Below are 18,574 nucleotides of genomic sequence, written 5' to 3'. Positions count from 1 at the left end.
TCGGTCATCCGCGCAGCGCCGGCCAGATCGCGGCTGCGGCCAGGTAGGCTCCGCCGGCGATCCAGCAGTACCAGGCGAAGCGGTGGAAGACGCGCAGTTCCAGCATTCGCAGAAAGATACGAATGGCCAGGACCCCGGACAGGGCCGCGGTGAGGAAGGCGGCGCCGAGGGGCACCGAACCGAGCACGGCCCCGGCCTCCCCGAGCGCCGGTGCCTGGAGCACCGCGGCCCCGGCGATGGCCGGGATCGAAAGGAGGAAGGAGAACTCGGCCGCGCGGCGCGGATCGACGCCCGCGGCCGTGGCGACGGCCACCGTACTCCCCGAGCGCGAGATGCCGGGGAGGATCGCGAGCGCCTGAGCCAGTCCGATCCCCACGGCTCCGGCGAGGGTCGGCCGCCCGCGCGTGGCGCGCCGGGAAAAGTAACGGATCGACCAGACGAGGACGCCGGTCAGGAGCAGCATCGCGGCCGCGATCAGGGGACGCTCGAACGCCGGTTCGAGCGCATCCCCCAGCCCCGCTCCGACGGCCGCGGCGGGCAGCGTGGCCACGGCCAGCAGCCCGATGTAGGCCAGGCTCCGGCGGTCTCGCGACCACGCGCCGCGAACCAGGGTCGCCAGCCGCGCTCGAAACTCCCAGCAGACGGCGCACAGCGTCGCCAGGTGCACGGTGACCTCGAACGCGACACCGGGAAGTTCGATCCCGAACAGCGCCTGCCCGAGCACCAGATGCCCGGAACTCGACACGGGCAGGAACTCGGTGATGCCCTGTACGAACCCGAGGATGACGGCCTCGAGCAGCGTCACGCGGCCGAGACCCCCGACGCGTCGTCGAGACCGAGGACGTTTCGGTAGAGCGCTTCGTAGCGGGGGACGATGCGATCGAGGGCGAAGTGTTCGACGGCCCGCTGCCGCGCCTCGCGAGAGAACCCGGTCCAGAGGACGCCATCGGTCAGCAGAGAGACGGCCGACCGTGCCATGGCGTCGACCGAGCCCACGGGATGGAGGTAGCCCGTGGCGCCGTCCTCGATCACCTCGTCCAGACCGCTGCCGGAGGATCCCACCACGGGGACGCCCGACGCCTGGGCCTCCAGTGCGACGAGCCCGAACGCCTCCTGTTCGCTGGGTAGAAGGAAGAGGTCGGCGTTGGCGAGGAGGTCGGCGACCGAGTCGAACTTGCCGAGGAAGACGACCGCCCCGGAGATGCCCAACTCCGCAGCGAGTTCCTCCGCCCGCTGGCGTTCGGGACCGTCCCCCACCAGTACGAGCCGAGCCGGGACCTCGTGCCGGATTCGTGCGAACATCTCGATGAGGTCCGGGATGCGCTTGACCGCCCGGAAGTTCGAGATGTGCATCACCACCTTCTCGCCGGGCCCCGCGAGCCGGTGCCGTTCCCGGTAACGCTCCCGATCGTAGACGTCGGGGTCGACGAAGTTCGGGATCACGTCGATCGCGCAGCGGTCGCACTCGAAGTCACGGTGGGTGCGGTCGCGCAGCCAGCCGGACACCGCGGTCAGCCGATCCGATTTTTCGATCGAAAAGCGCGTGATCGAGCGATATGAGGGATCCTGTCCGACGAGGGTGATGTCCGTACCGTGCAGCGTCGTCACCAGCTTCACGTCGCCCCCGGCGGCCCGCAGCATGTCCCTCGCGATCCAGCCCGCGGTCGCGTGCGGGATCGCGTAGTGCACGTGAAGCAGATCGAGTCCTTCGCGTCGCGTCACCTCGTGCATCGTCACGGCGAGCGCGAGCGAGTAGGGTGGGTACTCGAACAGGGGATACCGGTTCACTTCCACCTCGTGGAAGTAGACGCCGTCGATGAACTGGGTGAGGCGGAACGGCTGGGCGTAGGAGATGAAGTGCACCTCGTGTCCGCGGCGGGCGAGACCGAGGCCGAGTTCCGTGGCCACGGCTCCCGAGCCGCCATACGTTGGATAGCATGTGATGCCGATCTTCATCTTCTCTTCATTCCCCGATTTCCCGGCCATCCCCCGCTCTCGACGCGGATTCCAGCCATTCCCGCGCGATGCGGCGCGCAAGTTGCCCCGACTTCGTCGAGCCGTCCAGCGCGACGGCGTCCCCGGGGAGCTGATGCCGGAACCAGGTGCGTTGCCGGCGCGCATAGCGCCACGTGGCGGCGCACACGCGCTCGATCGTCTCCTCGAGGCCGGCGCGTCCTCGCACGAAGGCCGCGACGTCGGCGTAGCCGAGCGCGTTGAAGGCCCGCGAATCCGCCAGGCCCCGTGACAGCAGGCCGCGGACCTCGAGCGGCCACGCGCCGCCCCGGATCAGCCCATCGGCCCGGCGCCGGATCCGCTCGCGCAGGAGTGGCGCGGGCACTTCCAGCACCCACGTCGCGGTGCGCAGCGGGGGACGCTCCGTCCTTCCGGACGTCATCCAGCCGCTCAGGGGTTCGCCCGACAGCAGAGCGAGTTCGATCGTCCGGGCGGCGCGCTGGCGATCGAGGGGGCGCTTGCGAGCGGCCAGCGAGGGGTCGAGCCGGGTCGCCCAGCGCAGGAGTTCCCCCCGCTCCAGTTCCGCCAGCCAGTCGTGGAGCCGCCCGCGCCGTTGCGGGTCGAACGCCGGCTCCTCGAACATCGGGTGCGTGAGGGCGCGCAGGAAGAGTCCCGTCCCGCCGGCGAGGATGGGGACCAGGCCTCGACCCCGGATGTCCGAAATCCAGGCGGTGGCCAGGCGCGCGAAGCGCCCCGCCCCGTAGCGTTCGTGCGGATCGAGGAGCCCGACGCCGTGGTGCGGCGCCGCCGCCAGCTCGGCCGCCGTGGGCGCCGCGGTCCCGATCGCGAAGCCGTCGTATGCCTGCCGGCTGTCCATCGAGATGATCTCGCCGCCCAGCTCGCGCGCGACGTTGACGGCGATCGCCGTCTTGCCCGACGCGGTCGGCCCCACGATGGCGGGCACCGGCGGCGTCCCCACGACCGCGCTCCCCCGCCCCGCTAGTGGCGCCCGAAGCGGCGGTCCAGCTCTTCGACGCCGAGGCGCACGATCGTCGGGCGGCCGTGGACGTCGTGTCCGGGCAGTACGGTCGCGAACAGGCGGTCGAACAGCTCCCGCGCCTCTTCCGGCGAGATGTGCTCCCCCGCCTTGATCGCGCCCTTGCACGCCATGCTCTTGGCGATCCGCTCGTGCTGGTTCCGCGCGGAGTTGACGAGCGGCGACCCTTCCGCGAGTTCACGCACCATCTCGCGCAGACAGCGCTCCGCGTCGAAGCGCGCGTGTGGCAGCGGCGCGGCCCGCAGGATCCACGTCCGGTCGCCGAAGGGCTCCAGTTCGAACCCCAGCCGGCCGAGGAACCCCGACAGGTCCTCGAGCGCCGCGTGTTCGGGGGGCGAGAACTGCAGCGTGACCGGGAAGAGCAGCGCCTGCGAGGTGCCGACCCCGCCCTCGAACCGCGCCATGATCTCCTCGTAGAGGACGCGCTCGTGAGCGGAGTGCTGGTCGACGATGATGAGGCCCTCGCGCGTCGCCGCGAGGATGTAACGATCGTGGAGCTGCCACAGCTCGGGGCCGGTGAAGACTTCGCCGACGTCGGAGGCGGGAGGGGCGCCGGATCCTGCGGCGTCGGACCCCTGATCCGGCACGTCCCGGCCCGCGACGAAGAGCGCGAACTGCGGCATCTCGACGGACCCTGCGGCGGTCCCCCGCGGCACGGCCGGACGGGCTCGATCCGCGACGGTCGAGACCCCGATCGGCTTCGTCGAGTCGAGGCGGGCGAGCGCCCTCCGCACGGAGTCGTGTACCGCGCTCTCGACGTGCGCGCGATCGCGGAAGCGTACCTCCGCCTTGGCGGGATGCACGTTCACGTCCACTCGTTCCGGCGCAACCTCGACCCACAGGAAGAGACTCGGCCTCACGCCCTCCACGACCGTGGTCCGAAAGGCCTGGTCCACGAGGCGCTGAAGCGCGAGATCCCGAAAGGGGCGGCCGTTCACGAAGGTGTAGCGGCGTCCTCCCCGGGCCCGCGCCGCGTCGGGTCGCTGGACGAAGCCCCGCACGCGGACCGCTCCCTCCGCGTCCTCGACCGGAATCAGCGTGCCCGCGAGATCCTCCCACAGCTGACCGATGCGCCCGAGCCAGCCCTTCGCCGGAGCGAGATTCATCTTCGTCCGCCGGTTCGACTCCAGGCGGAGCCCCGCCCCGGGGTTGGCGAGTGCCAGGAGGACGAGCGCCTCACCCGCGGCCCGCGTCTCGGCGGCCGAACTCTTGAGGAACTTCGCCCGGGCCGGCAGGTCGTGGAACAGCGCCCGCACCGTCGCCGTGGTCCCTCGTCGGCGGGCCACCGGGTCGACCCCGCGAATCCGCCCGAAGTCGACACGCACGCGTACGCCTTCCCCGGCCCGCAGTGCGGTGTGAAGCTCGAAGCGGCTCACCGCCGCGATCGAGGGGAGGGCCTCGCCGCGGAACCCGAACGAGCGCACCCTCCGCAGATCGTCCGCGCTCCGGATCTTGCTCGTCGCGTGACGTTCGATGGCGAAGAGCGCGTCATCGGAGCCCATCCCCCTCCCGTCATCGGAGACGCGGATCTCGGTCTTGCCCCCGTTGCGAAGCGCCACCTCCACGCGCCGCGCGCGGGCATCGATCGCGTTCTCGACCAGTTCCTTCACCACCGAAGCGGGACGCTCGACGACCTCTCCCGCGGCGATCTGGTTCGCGACGTGGTCGGGGAGGATTTCGATCCGGCGCGGATCGGAACCCGTCATGCCGCCTCCTCCAGCCCGTAGAAGCGGCGCGCGTTCGACGTCGTCAAGGCGGCCGCCTCCTCGAACGAGATGCCGCGCAGTTCGGCCACCCGCTCGCAGGTGTGCGGGAGAAACGACGGCTCGTTGCGACGCCCGCGCCGCGGGACCGGAGCCAGGTAGGGGGCATCGGTCTCGATCAGGAGGCGGTCGGCCGGCACCGCACGGACCGACTCGGCCAGCTCGGAGACGAAAGTGACGAGCCCCGAGAAGGAGACGTACCAGTCCGCCGCCAGGGCCGCATCGAGGAGTGCCTCGCCGCCCGTGAAACAGTGCAGCACCCCGGTCACGCCGTCGCCGTACTCCGCCACCCGGGCCGCCGTGTCGGCCTCCGCCGAGCGCGAGTGTACGACGATCGGCAGCCCGAGCCGGGCGGCGAGTCCGAGGTGCGCCTCGAAGTTCGAGAGCTGCGCCGACCGGGCCGCATTGTCGTAGTGGAAGTCGAGCCCGGTCTCGCCGATCGCGACGACCTCGGTCGCGGCCGCGATCCGTTCGATCGCCTCGATGAGCGCGGGCGAGCTCCGGTCGGCCTCGTGCGGGTGCAGGCCCGCCGTCGCCCACAGCCCGGGCGTCCGCGCGGCCAGCGCTACGGCGGCCCGGGCGTCCTCGGGATCCGACGCGATCGTGACCATGCCGCCCACACCGCGCGCCCGGGCCCGTTCCACGACCTCAGCGCGATCCGTGGAGAAACGGACCGCCGTCAGATGGAGATGCGAGTCGAATAGGGCCGGCCGGGTCACCCCGCGCGGCGAGCGGCCATGGCGGCTCGCCTGCGCGCCCGGTCGTGAATCTCGAGCAGCACCGGGGAGGCCACGAAGATCGAGGAGTACGTCCCCACCAGCACGCCGATGATGAGCACCCCGGCGAAGGGCCGGATGACCGCGCCGCCGATGACGACCAGGGAGACGAGCGCCATCAGCGTCGTACCGCTGGTGAGCACCGTGCGAGGCAGCGTTTCGTTCAGGCTGCGGTCAAGCGTCGTATCGTAGGACTCCTTCCGCTTCTTCCTCAGGTTCTCCCGCACCCGGTCGAAGACGACGATGGTGTCGTTGAGCGAATACCCGATGATCGTGAGGAGGGCCGCCACCGTGGCGAGGCTCATCTCGATGTTCAACAGCGAGATGAACCCGAAGGTGATCAGCATGTCGTGCGCCGTCGCGATCACCGCGGCCACGCCGAACCGCCACTCGAAGCGGAACGCAAGGTAGATCAGCGTCAGCAGGAAGGAGAGGAGGACGGCGAGGACCGCGGTGCGCTGGAACTCGCCGCCCACCTTCGCGCTCAGCGCATCCCCGCGGGCGATCTCGAAGCTCCCGGCCGCGAACTCCGTCTCGAGACTCGCCCGAATCTGGTCCCGCGTCTCGTTCTGGTCCTCGTCGTCCCCGATCGGCACCCGCAGCAGGAAGTCGTTGCTCTCCTGGCCCACCGCGCGCAGCTGCTGGATCTGAACGCCGCTCGTACCCCCCGCGTTCAGCGCGTCGCGAATCTGGGCGATGTCCGTCGTCTGCGAGAACTGGACCTCGAGGAGGACGCCGCCGGTGAACTCGACCCCCGCCCGCAGCCCGCCGCGGAAGGCCATCGACACGAGTCCGATGGTGATGATCGCGGCCGAGGCGAAGTACGCCGGCCGACGCATGGAAAGAAACCTGTGGTTCGCGTTCTGGAAGACCCGCATGATCGCCGCCGCCCTATATGCTCACGGACTCCCGGGAGCCCCGTCGGTTCAGGTACATGATGAAGAAGGTCCGCGTCACGTAGATCGCGGAGAAGAACGACGCGAGGATCCCGATGCACAGCGTGACCGCGAAGCCCCGCACCGCGCCGGTGCCGAACTGGAAGAGGATGATCCCCGTGATCAGCGTCGTGAGGTTCGCGTCGACGATCGCCGAGAGCGCGTTGCCGAACCCGGCTTCCACCGCGGTGCGCGGCGTTTTCCCGGCCGCGAGTTCTTCGCGGACCCGTTCGAAGATGAGGACGTTCGCGTCCACCGCCATCCCGATCGACAGGATGAGACCCGCGATCCCCGGCAGCGTGAGCGTCGCGTCGAGGCCGGCCAGGCCGCCCAGCATGAGGACCACGTACACGACCAGGGCGCCGACCGCGAGCACGCCCGCCGCCCGGTAGTAGAGCATCATGAGGATGATGACGCTGACGATCCCGATGATGAACGCGGTCCGCCCCTGCCGGATCGAGTCCTCACCCAGCGAGGCGCTCACGTTCCGCTCCTCGACGACCTGGATCGGCATCGGGAGGGCGCCGGCGCGGAGGACGAGCGCGAGCTCCTGGGCTTCCTGCAGTGACGAGCCGGGCGTGAGCTCGATCTGCGCCCGACGGCTCAGCGTCTGCCGGATCACCGCGTAGCTCTGCACGCGGTCGTCCAGCACGATGGCCATGTTCTGATTGATGTTCCGAGCCGTCCCGCGCTCGAAGATCCGCGCCCCGCGGCGCGTCGTTTCGAACGGCACGAGGGGCTGGTTGAAGGTCGGATCCCGGTTCGCGGGCCCGGCGTCCTGCAGCAGGTCGCCGGTGATCAGCGGCTCGGCCTCGAGCACGTAGAGCGGGACGTACGAACTGCCGCCCGCCCCCACATCCTCGACGCCCCAGTGGACCGTGACCTCCCGCGGGATCACCTCCCGGACGCCGTCCAGCTCGAGCCACGCCGCCGCGGTCGGCTGATCCTCGGACGCTACCAGGAACTCTCCGGGGACCCGGCCCTGGCCCAGCAACGCGCTCAGGGGCCGCGCCGTGGCGGGGTCCACGGTCTCCGCCGGGTCATCCGTCTCCGCCATCGAGTCGGGGACGGCCGCATCCTCCGCGGAGTCCGGCACGGTACCGAGGATCTCGCCGAGGTCCACCTCGGGCTCCGTCTCGAGCGAGGTGACCTCCAGGTTCTCGATCCCGACCTCGTTCACGATCGCGCGGTCGAGGCGTTCAAGCGCGGAGAGGAACGCCTGGCCGTCCGTGATGATCTTGAACTCCATGTAGGCGGTTTCGGTGGCGATCCGCTTCGCCTGCTCGGGGTCGTCCACGCCGGCGAGTTCGATGATGATGCGGTCGCCCGACCGCTGGATGGTCGGCTCGCGGACCCCGAACTCGTCGATCCGGTTGCGGATCGTGGTCAGGGTTCGTTCGACCGCGTCGTTCAGATCCTCGCCGGTCAGCGTTCCTTCCGGATCGTAGATCTCGACCGCGAGGTGCATCCCGCCCTGCAGGTCGAGCCCCAGCTTCAGCGGCCAGAGCAGATCCGACGTCCCCGTCTCCTCGTCCACCACGGTCTCCGGCACGAGGGCGAAGCCGCAGAGCGCTACCAGGACGGCGATCCAGATCAACCGCCATCGTACGGAACTGAACATCTAGATCATCACCGTTCTTCGTGGGTCTCGTGATCGCGGGCCGCCGCGGGGCCTGGACGGCCCGCGCACCGGCCGGCGTCGTCGCCGCCAAGTGGCAAAGGGAGGCAAAGCTAGCCAAGCGACCCCCATGAGGAAACTACGCGGCCGCTCGCGGCGCGTGGTAGGTTCCCTCCGCTGCGGCGCGTGCTCCGGCGGGGCGCCGCGCCCCGGTCCCGCGCGGGCGGGGCCGCGACCCGGACCCGGAGCCGCGAGGCACCGCATGGCCCAAACCACTTCGCAAGACGATCGTTCCGCGCGGCCGACCCCCGAAGGCCGGTCCCGCGGCCAGCGCATCGGCCTGTGGCTCGGACCACTGCTCTTCCTGCTCATGCTCCTGCTCGACCTCGAGCCGGGCCGCCCCGAGATCACGCGCATGGCCGCGGTGGCCCTCCTCATGGCCACGTGGTGGATCACCGACGCGATCCCGCTCTTCGCCACCGCCCTGCTTCCCCTCTTCCTCTTCCCGCTCCTCGGCATCGAACGGACCGGAGACACGGCGCCGATCTACTTCAACAGCACGATCGTCCTCTTCCTCGGTGGTTTCATGATCGCCCTCACGATGGAGAAGTGGGACGTGCACCGGCGGATCGCCCTCTGGGTCATCCGCTCCGTGGGAGGCGGGCCGGCCCGTATCGTCCTCGGGTTCATGCTCGCCTCCGCCTTCCTCTCGATGTGGATCTCGAACACGGCCACCGCGATCATGATGCTCCCGGTCGGGCTCGCCGTGATCCTGAGGATGGAGGAGCAGTTCGGGCGCGACCGGACGCGCGCGTTCTCCGTCTCGATCATGCTCGGGATCGCCTACGCCTGCTCGGCCGGCGGCATCGCGACGCTGGTCGGCACGCCGCCGAACCTCTCGCTGCAGCGCATCTTCCAGATCACCTTCCCGGACGCACCGCACATCTCCTTCGGGGTGTGGCTCGTGATGGCGCTGCCCATCGCGGCGATCATGCTCGCCCTCGCGTGGGCGTTGATCACGCACGTCTTCTTCCGCGTCCCCGAGGAGGTGACCGTCGACCGGACGGTCGTCGAGTCGGAGATACGAAAGCTCGGTCCGATCGGATTCGAGGAACGGGCGATCCTCGTGGTGTTCGTGCTCACCGCCGTGCTCTGGGTCTTCCGCGCACCGCTCGAGCTCGGAGCGATCACGATTCCCGGCTGGTCCGCCCTCCTGCCGTACGGTCACCTGATCGACGACGGGACGATCGCGATCACGATGGCCGGCATCCTCTTCTTCATCCCGACGCGGTCACCCGGGGCGAAATCGCCCACCGTGATGGGGCCGGGGGTCGTGCTGCGGCTGCCATGGAACATCGTGCTCCTCTTCGGAGGCGGGTTCGCACTCGCGCACGGCTTCCAGGCGACCGGACTCGCCCGCCTCATCGGCGACGCGTTCGGCGGTCTGGCCGCGGTGCCGCCGCTCCTCCTCATCTTCGTCATCTGCCTCGTGATGACGTTCCTCACCGAACTCACCTCGAACACGGCGACGACCGAGATGGTGCTCCCGATCTTCGCGGCCATCGGCGTGTCGACCGGGATTCACCCGCTCCTGCTGATGGTCCCGGCGACGCTGTCCGCGTCGTGCGCGTTCATGATGCCGGTGGCCACACCGCCCAACGCGGTGGTGTTCGGGAGCGACCGCGTGAAGATCGCGGAGATGGCGCGGGTGGGGATCGTGCTCAACTTCTTCGGCGCGGTGGTGATCACGCTGATCTTCCGCGCCGTGGGTCCGCTGCTGTTCGGGATCGAACCCGGCGTCCTGCCCGACTGGGCGGTGGCGGGCCCGTAAGCGAGGGAGGCCGGCCGGATCGCCCGTGAGACGACCCGGCCGGTCTCGAGTGTGGTTACATGCCGGGGTGGGCGCCCGTCAGGAGCCAGTGCAGCATGAGGCTGCCGTCCTCACCGCGAGCGTACAGCGCCGCGAAGTGGCCCCCGCCGGCCCCGTCCGGACCCTCGGTCCCGTAGGTGCCGACGCCCGCTACATGACCCTCGTCGAGGTCGTGCGCGGACCAGGCGGTCATACCGGTGAAGGTCACACCAGCATCGAACATGGCCTGCAGACCCTCTTCGACCGCGGCGCGTCCCTCACGGGCCGGCTCACCTGCCATCATCGCGACCGCGTCCTCCGTGTAGGTGTCGGCGACCATCGATGCGTGGCCCATGTTGTAGTGGGTAACGAAGTAGTCCCCGCTCGCCTGGATCAGGTCGCCGCCCATTCCCTCCGTCTGCTCCATCATCTCGCCCGCGGACATGGTCTGGTCGGGGGTGTCGAGGTTACTCACCATTCCCTTCAGCGACCACTCGCCATCCGTATTGTCAGCCAGCGCCATGTAGTACCCGGAGTTCGTCGCCGCCCGTCCATCTACTTCGCCGGTCAGCACGTAGTGTCCCCGGGCCACCAGCTGGTCGCCGAATCCCATCGTCTCACCGGGATGGATCGCAATCTGCGACCCCTCCGCGTCGATCCGCGCCTGGAGGCCGGCGCCGATCGCCTCCCTGCCGTAGAGCATGGCCCCCGAGCTGCCCCACAGGATCGCGTCCTCGGCGTACTTGCTCGCGACCATGCTGCCGTGACCCATGTTGAAGTGGGTCTGCCAGTAGTCGGTGATTTCCGTCATCGCCGCTTCGGCGTCGGGCATGGCTTCCGCCATGTCATCCGTCATCGCGGCGTCGTCCGTCGCAGGCTCACCGCACGCAACGGTCAGGGCGAGGGCGAGGGGAGCCAGGGTGCGGATACGCATCGGGGTACCTCCTTCGGCAAGAACCGTCGTGACCCTGCGGCGTGCGTCTGTTCAGCGCGCGGGGATCGTCAACCAGGTATGAACGGAACTACTTGAGACGGTACGTTGACGCATGCGGATCCGTCAATGCGATCAGGGTCCGCCCACGCCGGCCCGGCCGCCGGATTCCGGGTTGGCCCGGCCTCCGAACCGCGGATAGCTTGGGCGTCGGGGCCAGGGGCCCGCCGCGACGCATCACGCGATTCTCCCGAAACGGACGACACACGCCATGGTTCGCACCTCCGGCACCGCACGCCGACTCGCGCTCGTCTTCCCGCTTATTCTGCTCCTCGCGGCCTCGGGGTGCGTGCGACCCTTCGCGCGGCCCTCGGCGGGGCCTTCGGCGTCGGGCGGCGACGGGGGAGATGACGACGGCCCCGCGCCCTATGCGGAGGTCGTGACGGAGGAGGCCGTCACCGACTCGGGGATGGTCCACGTCCACCGCGTCGACGACCAGATCCTGTTCGAGATCCCGAACGATCTCCTCGAGCGGGAGATCCTCCTCGTGACGCGCACCGCGTCCGTCCCCGACGGGATGGGCTACGGCGGACAGAAGCTCAACACACAGGTCGTCCGCTGGGAGCGGAACGGTTCGAACGACGAGCGCATCTTTCTCCGCGTCGTGACCCACGCGAACGTGGCGGAGGAGGCGCTCCCCGTCGCCCGCGCCGTGCGGAGCGCGAACTTCGAGGCGATCCTGCGCGCATTCGACATCGAGGCGCTGAACGACGATTCGACGAGCGTGGTGATTGACGCGACCCCCCTGTTCGAGTCCGACATCCCCATGCTCGGGCTGCGCCAGAGCTTCCGCGACCAGTACCGGATCCGGTCGCTCGACTCCGACCGGACCTACGTCGACTGGGCGAAGAGCTTCCCGCGCAATGTCGAGGTGAGGCACGTGCTCACCTACACCGCGCAGACGCCCCCGACGAACGCGACGACGAACGCGATCTCCGTCGAGATGAACCAGTCGATGATCCTGCTCCCGGACGAACCGATGGAGCCGCGCCTGTACGACGAACGCGTGGGGTTCTTCAACGTGAGCCAGGTCGACTACGGCCGCAGCGACCAGAAGGTCGTCACCCGCACGTACGTGACGCGGTGGCGGCTCGAGCCGAGCGACACGGCGGCCTTCCGGCGCGGCGAACTCGTCGATCCCGTGGAGCCGATCGTCTACTACCTCGACCCGGCGACCCCCGAGAAGTGGCGGCCCTATCTCATCCAGGGGATCGAGGACTGGCAGGAGGCGTTCGAGGCGGCCGGCTTCTCCAACGCGATCCAGGGCCGCATGCCGCCCTCGTTCGAGGAGGACCCGGAGTTCAGCCCCGAGGACGTGCGCTACTCGGTGATCCGCTGGCTCCCGTCGCAGGTCCAGAACGCCTCCGGCCCGCATGTGCACGACCCGCGCACGGGGGAGATCCTGGAGAGCGACATCCAGTGGTATCACAACGTCGCCAACCTTCTCAGGAACTGGTATCTGATTCAGACGGGCGCCGTGAACCCGGCGGCCCGCCGCGCCCTCTTCGACGACGACGTGATGGGAGAACTCATCCGCTTCGTCGCCGCGCACGAGGTGGGCCACACGATCGGACTCCAGCACAACATGAAGTCGAGTTCGGCCTTCCCCGTCGACTCGCTGCGAGCGCCGGGCTTCGTGTGCCGCCAGGGAGTCGCGCCCTCGATCATGGACTACGCCCGCTTCAACTACGTCGCACAGCCGGAGGACGAGGGCGCGTGCACGGACCCGCGGATCGGCGAGTACGACCGCTTCGCGATCAACTGGGGCTACCGTCCGGTCCTCGACGGCGACGCCGATGAAGAGCGACCCACCCTCGACGCGTGGATCCGCGAGGTCGAGGACGACCCGGTCTACTACTTCGGCAACTCGACCCCGATCGATCCGAGCGCCCAGACGGAGGCCATCGGCTCGGACGCCACGGAGGCGAGCGACCTCGGGATCGAGAACCTGAAGCGGATCCTGCCCAACCTCATCGAGTGGAGCAGCGACGGACGCGAGGGGGAGAACTACGAGGAACTGGGCGAACTCTACAACAACGTGATCGGGCAGTGGAACCGCTACATGGGTCACGTCGGCACCGTCGTCGGCGGAGTCACGCGGACGCGGAAGCGGATCGGCCAGGAGGGGCCCGTCTACGAGTTCGTGGACGAGGCGACCCAGCGGCGCGCCATGGACTTCTTCGCCCGCCAGGCCTTCGAACCGCCGACGTGGATGATCGACGAGGAGATCCTGTCCAGGATCGAGAACCCGTCGACGGTGGACCGCATGCGGGGCATCCAGGTCCGCGTCGTCAACCTCATCCTCGACCCCGGACGCATGCAGCGGCTCATCGAGGCGGAAGCCCGGAACGGGGACGACCACTACAGCCTCGGCGACATGTTCGGGGACCTGAGGGACGCGATCTGGGGTGAACTGGAGACGGGGGCGCCGATCGGCGTCTACCGGCGCAACCTGCAGCGGGGCCACCTGGAGCGGCTCGAATTCCTCATGACGTCGGAACTCACCCTCCCGGCCTTCGTTTTCGCCGCTCTGTCCGACTTCTTCACGTCGGTCGACGTATCGCAGTCCGACATCCGCGCCTTCGTGCGCGGCGAACTCACGGGGCTGCAGGAGGCGATCGAAGGCGCGCTGCGCCGCGACCTGGACCGTACGACGGAACTGCACCTGCGCGACGCGCGGGCCCGGATCGACGAAATCCTCGACCCCTGAGAGACCCGTGTCGCGTCCCGGAAATGTCTCGGCTATTCGAGCGCGAGTTTCCGGGACGCAACACTGGCAACCCGGAGCGTTGGTTCAGCTGGTCGGGAACATCGGTTCCCTTTGAAGTTCTCGAGCCCGGCCAGCCATGCGTCGAACGCGGAATCCCGCGGCACGCAGAGGCGCGTCTCGTCCAGCCACAGGGTGCTGAACGCGCCGAGCCGCGTGGCGGCTGATGGCAGCGGTCCCGTCAACGTGGAGTTCCATGAAACGCCCAGCACTTCGAGACTATCGAGATTCCCGATTTCCGGCGGGACGGATCCACTCAGGTCATTCCTGCCCAAACGCAGCCCCGTGAGACGCTTGAGGCGTCCGAGGCGTGCGGGGATGGTTCCGCCCAGGTCATTCCCGCCCAGGTCCAGAAAACTCCAGTTTGGGGAGATCTCCGAGTTCGGGAGGAATCGATCCGATCAGCCCGGCCTTGAGGAGCTGCAGCTGCTTGAGATTGACGAGATTGCCGAGTTCAGGCGGGATGGGACCGGTCATCCCTCCCCCGCGAATTTCCAGGAATTCGAGATGGCTCAACTTCCCGAGCCAGACTGGCATTGGACTGTTGGCGTAGTCGCTGCCGAGCATCAGCGACGTCAGGCTTGAGAGGTTGCCGAACTCTGGGGGAAGAGGGTCGCTCACGCCGGAATTCACCAGATTCAGGGCCTTCAGCTTCGTCAAACTTTGTAGGTGGAGAGTCTCCAGCCTGCCAAGCTTCCCGAGTTCGGGCGGCGGAATACCAAAGAGCCTGTTCGCGTAGAGGGCCAGGCCCGTGACGCGTCCATCTTCGGCTGTGGACACGCCGGACCACGCGTCGAGCGGTTTCTCGCTGCCCCAGTTCTCATTGGAGCCGTTTCGCCAAGCGTCCCCTCGCGTGGCGTCGTAGAGAATCATCAGCACATCGCGGTTCTCGGCGAGGGCCGCCTGATGATCGTACACCGTGACTTCCACGCCGGCGCGGATGTCTCCCGACTCGACGGTCACGGTTGCGCTCCCGTTGCCGGCGACAGTGACCAGCCCCGCGCTGTCGACGGTAGCGATGGATGAGTCGATCGAGACCCACCGGAACGCGCGTGGCGGCATCGGGTGGCCGTTCGCATCGACGCCATCCACCGCCAGGGCTCAGCGTAATCCTCGTCCGGCTTCGCCGTGCCCGACACCGCGTACTGGACGGTCACCGCACCTGCACTCGTGTCTCCCGCCACCCCCACCTCGAAGTGCGCCGTGTCGCCCTCGGCCACCGTCCCGCCGGCGGGCGCGGCGAACGTGACGGAGACCGTGTCCGTCGACTGCTTGACCGCCGCGGGGCCGCCCCGGACGCGTGCCGCAGCCTCCGATGGCATGGCGCCCGCCAGTAGCAGCGCAACGGCCCCGAGGATCCGAAGGGCGGCACGTGGGCGCGGCCGGTGAGCAGGGGTCTGGACGGACGAAGGTTCGGCGATGGAGACGGGTGTCATGGGAGTGTGTCCTCGCGAGGGAATGGGAAGGCGGAGGCCGGTTCGGCCCCGGCGACGTGTCGCGGCGCGGGGCGGCGGCGGCCGGGGTGTCCTGTCCGGCGGCCGTCCACTCGAAATGGGTCGGGGCACGTCCAATGTCCCTCCGCTCGTTTCGCGTTCTCGTGGCCCCGCGATGGGGCGGCACGGGAGGGATGCCCCTCCTATTCTTATATCTCGCGAAGAGGCCAAACTTCGTTCTCCGACGATGGAGCCATCGCCTGGGTCGCCGCCCGCGCGGAGGGCCAAGCGATCCGTAAGAAGCCGCGTGACAGGAGATTATGGAGTTGGGCGATAAAGAATGAGGTGCGAATCCGGGCACGCGCCGTATCACCGATACCGTGCCGGCGTCGGGCTGGGCAAGAGGTGCCCGAGCAGGAAGACCGACAGGTCGAGCGTCCAAGAGGACCTACCGGGGACCGGACAGGGCCGGCTCGGGGGAGCCGGTGGGAAGCGGCGCGCCCCGGCTCAGTTGCGGATGACGCGCACCACGTTGCCGTTCTCGTCGACCACGACGACCGGACCCTCGATCACGTCATCGGCGAACCACGCTTCCGACTCCGCCGCCACGTCCAGGGGCGGGATGCGGTCCAGCGCCGGCAACTCGTAGGGATCGGCCCGACTCACGTCGACTTCGTACCCCAGATCCGCCAGCGCCCCCAGCGTGATCGCGCTCAAGGCCGTGCCATTGGCAGCCATCAGTTCGCCACGGAGCACGCTCTGTTACGAGCACATAATCTGTCCGGTTGGTTAGCACATAATCTGTCCGGTTTCAACATGGTCTCGGAGGAGGCGGGATGGACCGGACGGAGCTACTGCGCGCGGTGCGGACGTTGAGGTTCGAGGAGGTGTACGGGGCGTGGGCGGGGGGAGGGACGACGCAGGCGTGGGCGGCGGCCGTCCTCGGGGTGAGCGAGCGGACGTTCCGGCGCTACGCGGCGCGGTACGAGGCGGAGGGTCCGGAAGGTCTGCGTGACGGGCGCGTGGCGGGAGGCTCGCACCGGCGCGCGCCGGCCGCGGAGGTGTCGGCGCTGGAGGCGCTGTACCGGGAGGGGTACGAGGGTTGGAGCGTGCGGCACTTCCACGAGCGGTACGCGGCGGATCACGGCGGGAGGCGGTCGTACACGTGGGTGAAGAACCGCCTCCAGGCGGCCGGCCTCGTGAAGCCCGGGCGGCGGCGCGGACGGCACCGCCTGAGGCGGCCCCGGAAGCCGCTGGAGGGGCTGATGGTACACCGGGACGGCTCGACGCACGCGTGGGTGCCGGGGCGGGCGTGGGATCTCATCGTGACGTCGGACGACGCGACGGGGCGGGTGTACTCGGGGTTCTGCGTGGAGGAGGAGGGGACCTGGTCGAGCTTCCGGGGCGTGCGCGAGACGGTGGAGGCGAAGGGGGTGTTCGCGAGCCTGTACACGGACCGGGGGTCTCACTACTGGCACACGCCGAAGGCCGGGGAGAAGGTGGACAAGGGGAAGCCGACCCAGTTCGGGCGGGCGATGGGGGAGCTGGGGATCGAGATGATTCCGTCGTACTCGCCGCAGGCGCGGGGCCGGTGCGAACGCCTGTTCCGGACGCTTCAGGGGCGGCTTCCCAACGAGCTGGCGCGCGAAGGGATCACGGACATGGAGGGGGCGAACGAGTACTTGGCGGGGTACTGGCCGCGGTTCAACGCGGCGTTCGGGGTGGAGGCGGCCGGGGAGGGGACGGCGTTCGTGCCGCTGCCGGACGTGGGGCTGGACGACATCCCGTGCCTGCGGGAGACGCGGACGGTGGGCAACGACAACTGCGTGTCGTACCGGGGCAAGCGGCTCCGGATCGCGCCCCAGCCGCACCGGATCCACTACGTCCGGGCGAAGGTTCGGGTTCACGAGTACGAGGACGGGAGCCTGTCGGTGTTCCACGAGAAGCTCCATCTGGGCCGCGACGACCGGGAGGATCGTCCGCTGGCCGCCTCCAACGGGACGAGGGGGACATCGGCGTGAGGCGGTTCATCGTGCCCCTTCCGGCTCGCCGCGCCCGCCTCCCCGGGCAGGATTGAGGTGGTCCCAGTTTTTTGGACAGGTCGTTAAGGTGGATTCCAGGACGGAACGGGAGGCACCGAGATGGCTGGGAAGAGACGGCGGTTCACGCCGGAGTTCAAGGCGCGGGTGGCGCTGGAGGCGCTGCGCGAGCACGACAGCGTGCAGGCGATCGCGAGGCGGCACGAGCTTCATCCGAACCAGGTGAGCACATGGAAGCGGCAGCTGCTCGAGGGGCTGCCGGAGGTGTTCGCCGGGGGCGCGGGCCGCAAGCTCGCCAAGGAGCACGAGGCGAAGGTCCGGGAGCTGCACGCCAAGATCGGGGAGCTCACGGTCGAGCGGGATTTTTTTCGGCGCGGGCTCAAGCGCTGAGCCGGGCGGAGCGGGGGCGGATGATCGAGCGGGACGGACCGCTGAGTCTTTCGAGGCAGTGCGCGCTGGTGGGCGTGAGCCGGTCGTCGCTGTACTACCGGCCGAGGGGGGAGAGCGCGGAGAACCTGGCGCTCATGCGTCGCATTGACGAGCTGCACATGGCGTATCCGTTCTACGGAAGCCGGCAGCTGGTGCGGCATCTGCGTCGCGAGGGCGTTGCCGCGGGCCGGCACCGGATCCGGCGGCTCATGCGCCTGATGGGGGTGGAGGCAACCTACCGGCGGCCGCGCACTAGCGTGGCGGGTCCGGAGCACCGGGTCTTCCCCTATCTGCTGCGCGGCCTCACGATCTCGCGGGCGGACCACGTGTGGTGCGCGGACATCACCTATGTTCCGGTGACGCAAGGCTTTTTCTACCTCGTGGCCGTGATGGACTGGGCGACCCGGCACGTGCTCGCGTGGCGGCTGTCGAACACGATGGACGCGTCGTTCTGCGTCGAAGCCCTGGACCACGCGCTGGGCTGGAGGGCTCCGGAGATCCTGAACACGGATCAAGGCGCCCAGTTCACCAGCGAGGCGTTCGCCGACCGGGTGCTGGGCGCGGGCGTGGCATTCTCGATGGACGGCCGGGGCCGCTTCCTCGACAACATCTTCATCGAGCGGCTGTGGCGGTCGCTGAAGTACGAGGCGGTGTACCTTCACGAACTCCGCGACGGGCTGGACGCCGAACGGATCATCGGCTCGTGGTTCGACTTCTACAACGAGGTGCGTCCGCATTCGTCCCTCGGCGGACGGACGCCGGGCGAGGCCTACCGCAACGGCACGGGGGCGGTGTGAACGGCGGATCTCGGCGTGCGCCGACGGTCGCCTTCGCAAAGCAGCAGCGGGGCGCGGGAGAAGCCTGGGATCTCCCCATGCCGCGCACCTCGTTCCGCCCGCGGCCAAGCCCCCGTCGCCGACCGGGTTCCCCTCCCGCCGGCCGGGGTTCATTTTGGAACCTGTCC

Annotated in this window: 14 protein-coding genes; 4 read left to right on the top strand and 10 right to left on the bottom strand. The window is 69.2% G+C overall.

The genetic code is table 11. The features are described 5' to 3' along the window. Window positions 1-4 precede the first annotated feature (4 nt). Genes ACOQPP_RS03415 through secD form a run of 7 tightly spaced genes read right to left on the bottom strand, consistent with a single transcriptional unit; the run spans window position 5 to window position 8,105 of the window. Window positions 5-805 (bottom strand): undecaprenyl-diphosphate phosphatase, encoded by an 801-nt coding sequence (locus ACOQPP_RS03415; protein ID WP_419165776.1) that lies wholly within the window; start codon window positions 803-805, stop codon window positions 5-7. Then, window positions 802-1,986 carry an N-acetyl-alpha-D-glucosaminyl L-malate synthase BshA gene (gene bshA, locus ACOQPP_RS03410; RefSeq protein ID WP_420635872.1) on the bottom strand — a complete coding sequence of 395 codons (1,185 nt, stop codon included), beginning with the start codon at window positions 1,984-1,986 and terminating at the stop codon, window positions 802-804. Before bshA ends, ACOQPP_RS03415 begins: the two co-directional genes overlap by 4 nt. Next, window positions 1,964-2,932 carry a tRNA (adenosine(37)-N6)-dimethylallyltransferase MiaA gene (gene miaA / locus ACOQPP_RS03405; protein ID WP_419165774.1) on the bottom strand — a complete coding sequence of 323 codons (969 nt, stop codon included), beginning with the start codon at window positions 2,930-2,932 and terminating at the stop codon, window positions 1,964-1,966. Before miaA ends, bshA begins: the two co-directional genes overlap by 23 nt. A gap of 20 nt (window positions 2,933-2,952) precedes the next feature. Beyond that, window positions 2,953-4,716, bottom strand: a complete 1,764-nt coding sequence (gene mutL, locus ACOQPP_RS03400) for a DNA mismatch repair endonuclease MutL (RefSeq protein WP_419165773.1) — start codon at window positions 4,714-4,716, stop codon at window positions 2,953-2,955. Continuing rightward, entirely contained in the window at window positions 4,713-5,492 is a 780-nt protein-coding gene (locus ACOQPP_RS03395) for a TatD family hydrolase (RefSeq protein ID WP_419165772.1), read from the bottom strand. Before ACOQPP_RS03395 ends, mutL begins: the two co-directional genes overlap by 4 nt. Further along, complete coding sequence (gene secF, locus ACOQPP_RS03390) at window positions 5,489-6,427, bottom strand: protein translocase subunit SecF (RefSeq protein ID WP_419165771.1); 939 nt, start codon at window positions 6,425-6,427, stop codon at window positions 5,489-5,491. The genes ACOQPP_RS03395 and secF overlap by 4 nt, the downstream gene beginning before the upstream one ends. Window positions 6,428-6,440: 13 nt before the next feature. Further along, complete coding sequence (gene secD / locus ACOQPP_RS03385; protein ID WP_420635871.1) at window positions 6,441-8,105, bottom strand: protein translocase subunit SecD; 1,665 nt, start codon at window positions 8,103-8,105, stop codon at window positions 6,441-6,443. Between the two features lie 259 nt (window positions 8,106-8,364). Here secD and ACOQPP_RS03380 point away from each other — a divergent pair, with 259 nt between their 5' ends. Then, entirely contained in the window at window positions 8,365-9,933 is a 1,569-nt protein-coding gene (locus tag ACOQPP_RS03380; RefSeq protein WP_419165769.1) for an SLC13 family permease, read from the top strand. Between the two features lie 55 nt (window positions 9,934-9,988). On the opposite strand, the gene ACOQPP_RS03375 is transcribed toward ACOQPP_RS03380, so the two are convergent. After that, entirely contained in the window at window positions 9,989-10,885 is an 897-nt protein-coding gene (locus ACOQPP_RS03375; protein ID WP_419165768.1) for a YybH family protein, read from the bottom strand. A gap of 268 nt (window positions 10,886-11,153) precedes the next feature. On the opposite strand from ACOQPP_RS03375, the gene ACOQPP_RS03370 reads away from it, so the two are divergent. Next, a complete protein-coding gene (locus ACOQPP_RS03370) occupies window positions 11,154-13,652 on the top strand; it encodes a zinc-dependent metalloprotease (protein ID WP_419165767.1) in 2,499 nt (832 codons plus the stop codon). Window positions 13,653-14,042: 390 nt separating this feature from the next. Here the strand turns inward: ACOQPP_RS03370 and ACOQPP_RS03365 are convergent, their stop codons facing one another. Together ACOQPP_RS03365 and ACOQPP_RS03360 are read right to left on the bottom strand one after the other, a co-directional pair. Continuing rightward, window positions 14,043-14,801 carry an Ig-like domain-containing protein gene (locus ACOQPP_RS03365; RefSeq protein WP_419165766.1) on the bottom strand — a complete coding sequence of 253 codons (759 nt, stop codon included), beginning with the start codon at window positions 14,799-14,801 and terminating at the stop codon, window positions 14,043-14,045. Window positions 14,802-15,649: 848 nt separating this feature from the next. Further along, window positions 15,650-15,880: a hypothetical protein gene (locus ACOQPP_RS03360; RefSeq protein ID WP_419165765.1), complete on the bottom strand. Its 231-nt coding sequence runs from the start codon at window positions 15,878-15,880 to the stop codon at window positions 15,650-15,652. Window positions 15,881-15,978: 98 nt separating this feature from the next. Between ACOQPP_RS03360 and ACOQPP_RS03355 the strand changes: the two genes are divergently transcribed. Then, window positions 15,979-17,163, top strand: a complete 1,185-nt coding sequence (locus tag ACOQPP_RS03355; protein ID WP_419165764.1) for an ISNCY family transposase — start codon at window positions 15,979-15,981, stop codon at window positions 17,161-17,163. 120 nt (window positions 17,164-17,283) lie between these two features. Then, window positions 17,284-18,407, top strand: a protein-coding gene (locus tag ACOQPP_RS03350; RefSeq protein WP_420635870.1) for an IS3 family transposase whose coding sequence is annotated in 2 segments (ribosomal slippage) — window positions 17,284-17,560 and window positions 17,560-18,407 — 1,125 coding nt in all. Because the reading frame shifts where the segments join, the coding sequence is not laid out codon by codon here. Window positions 18,408-18,574 lie beyond the last annotated feature (167 nt).

Origin of the sequence: Candidatus Palauibacter sp. (genome assembly GCF_965222475.1) — a bacterium.
In the GTDB taxonomy this organism is placed as follows: domain Bacteria; phylum Gemmatimonadota; class Gemmatimonadetes; order Palauibacterales; family Palauibacteraceae; genus Palauibacter.
This window is presented reverse-complemented; position numbering and strand designations above follow the sequence as displayed.

Bases quoted from the DNA above. Each gene is read 5' to 3' on its own strand.
- bshA (WP_420635872.1), bottom strand. From the start codon at position 1,986: ATGGCCGGGAAATCGGGGAATGAAGAGAAGATGAAGATCGGCATCACA.
- mutL (WP_419165773.1), bottom strand. From the start codon at position 4,716: ATGACGGGTTCCGATCCGCGCCGGATCGAAATCCTCCCCGACCACGTC.
- secF (WP_419165771.1), bottom strand. From the start codon at position 6,427: ATGCGGGTCTTCCAGAACGCGAACCACAGGTTTCTTTCCATGCGTCGG.
- secD (WP_420635871.1), bottom strand. From the start codon at position 8,105: ATGTTCAGTTCCGTACGATGGCGGTTGATCTGGATCGCCGTCCTGGTA.
- ACOQPP_RS03380 (WP_419165769.1), top strand. From the start codon at position 8,365: ATGGCCCAAACCACTTCGCAAGACGATCGTTCCGCGCGGCCGACCCCC.
- ACOQPP_RS03375 (WP_419165768.1), bottom strand. From the start codon at position 10,885: ATGCGTATCCGCACCCTGGCTCCCCTCGCCCTCGCCCTGACCGTTGCG.
- ACOQPP_RS03370 (WP_419165767.1), top strand. From the start codon at position 11,154: ATGGTTCGCACCTCCGGCACCGCACGCCGACTCGCGCTCGTCTTCCCG.
- ACOQPP_RS03360 (WP_419165765.1), bottom strand. From the start codon at position 15,880: ATGGCTGCCAATGGCACGGCCTTGAGCGCGATCACGCTGGGGGCGCTG.
- ACOQPP_RS03355 (WP_419165764.1), top strand. From the start codon at position 15,979: ATGGACCGGACGGAGCTACTGCGCGCGGTGCGGACGTTGAGGTTCGAG.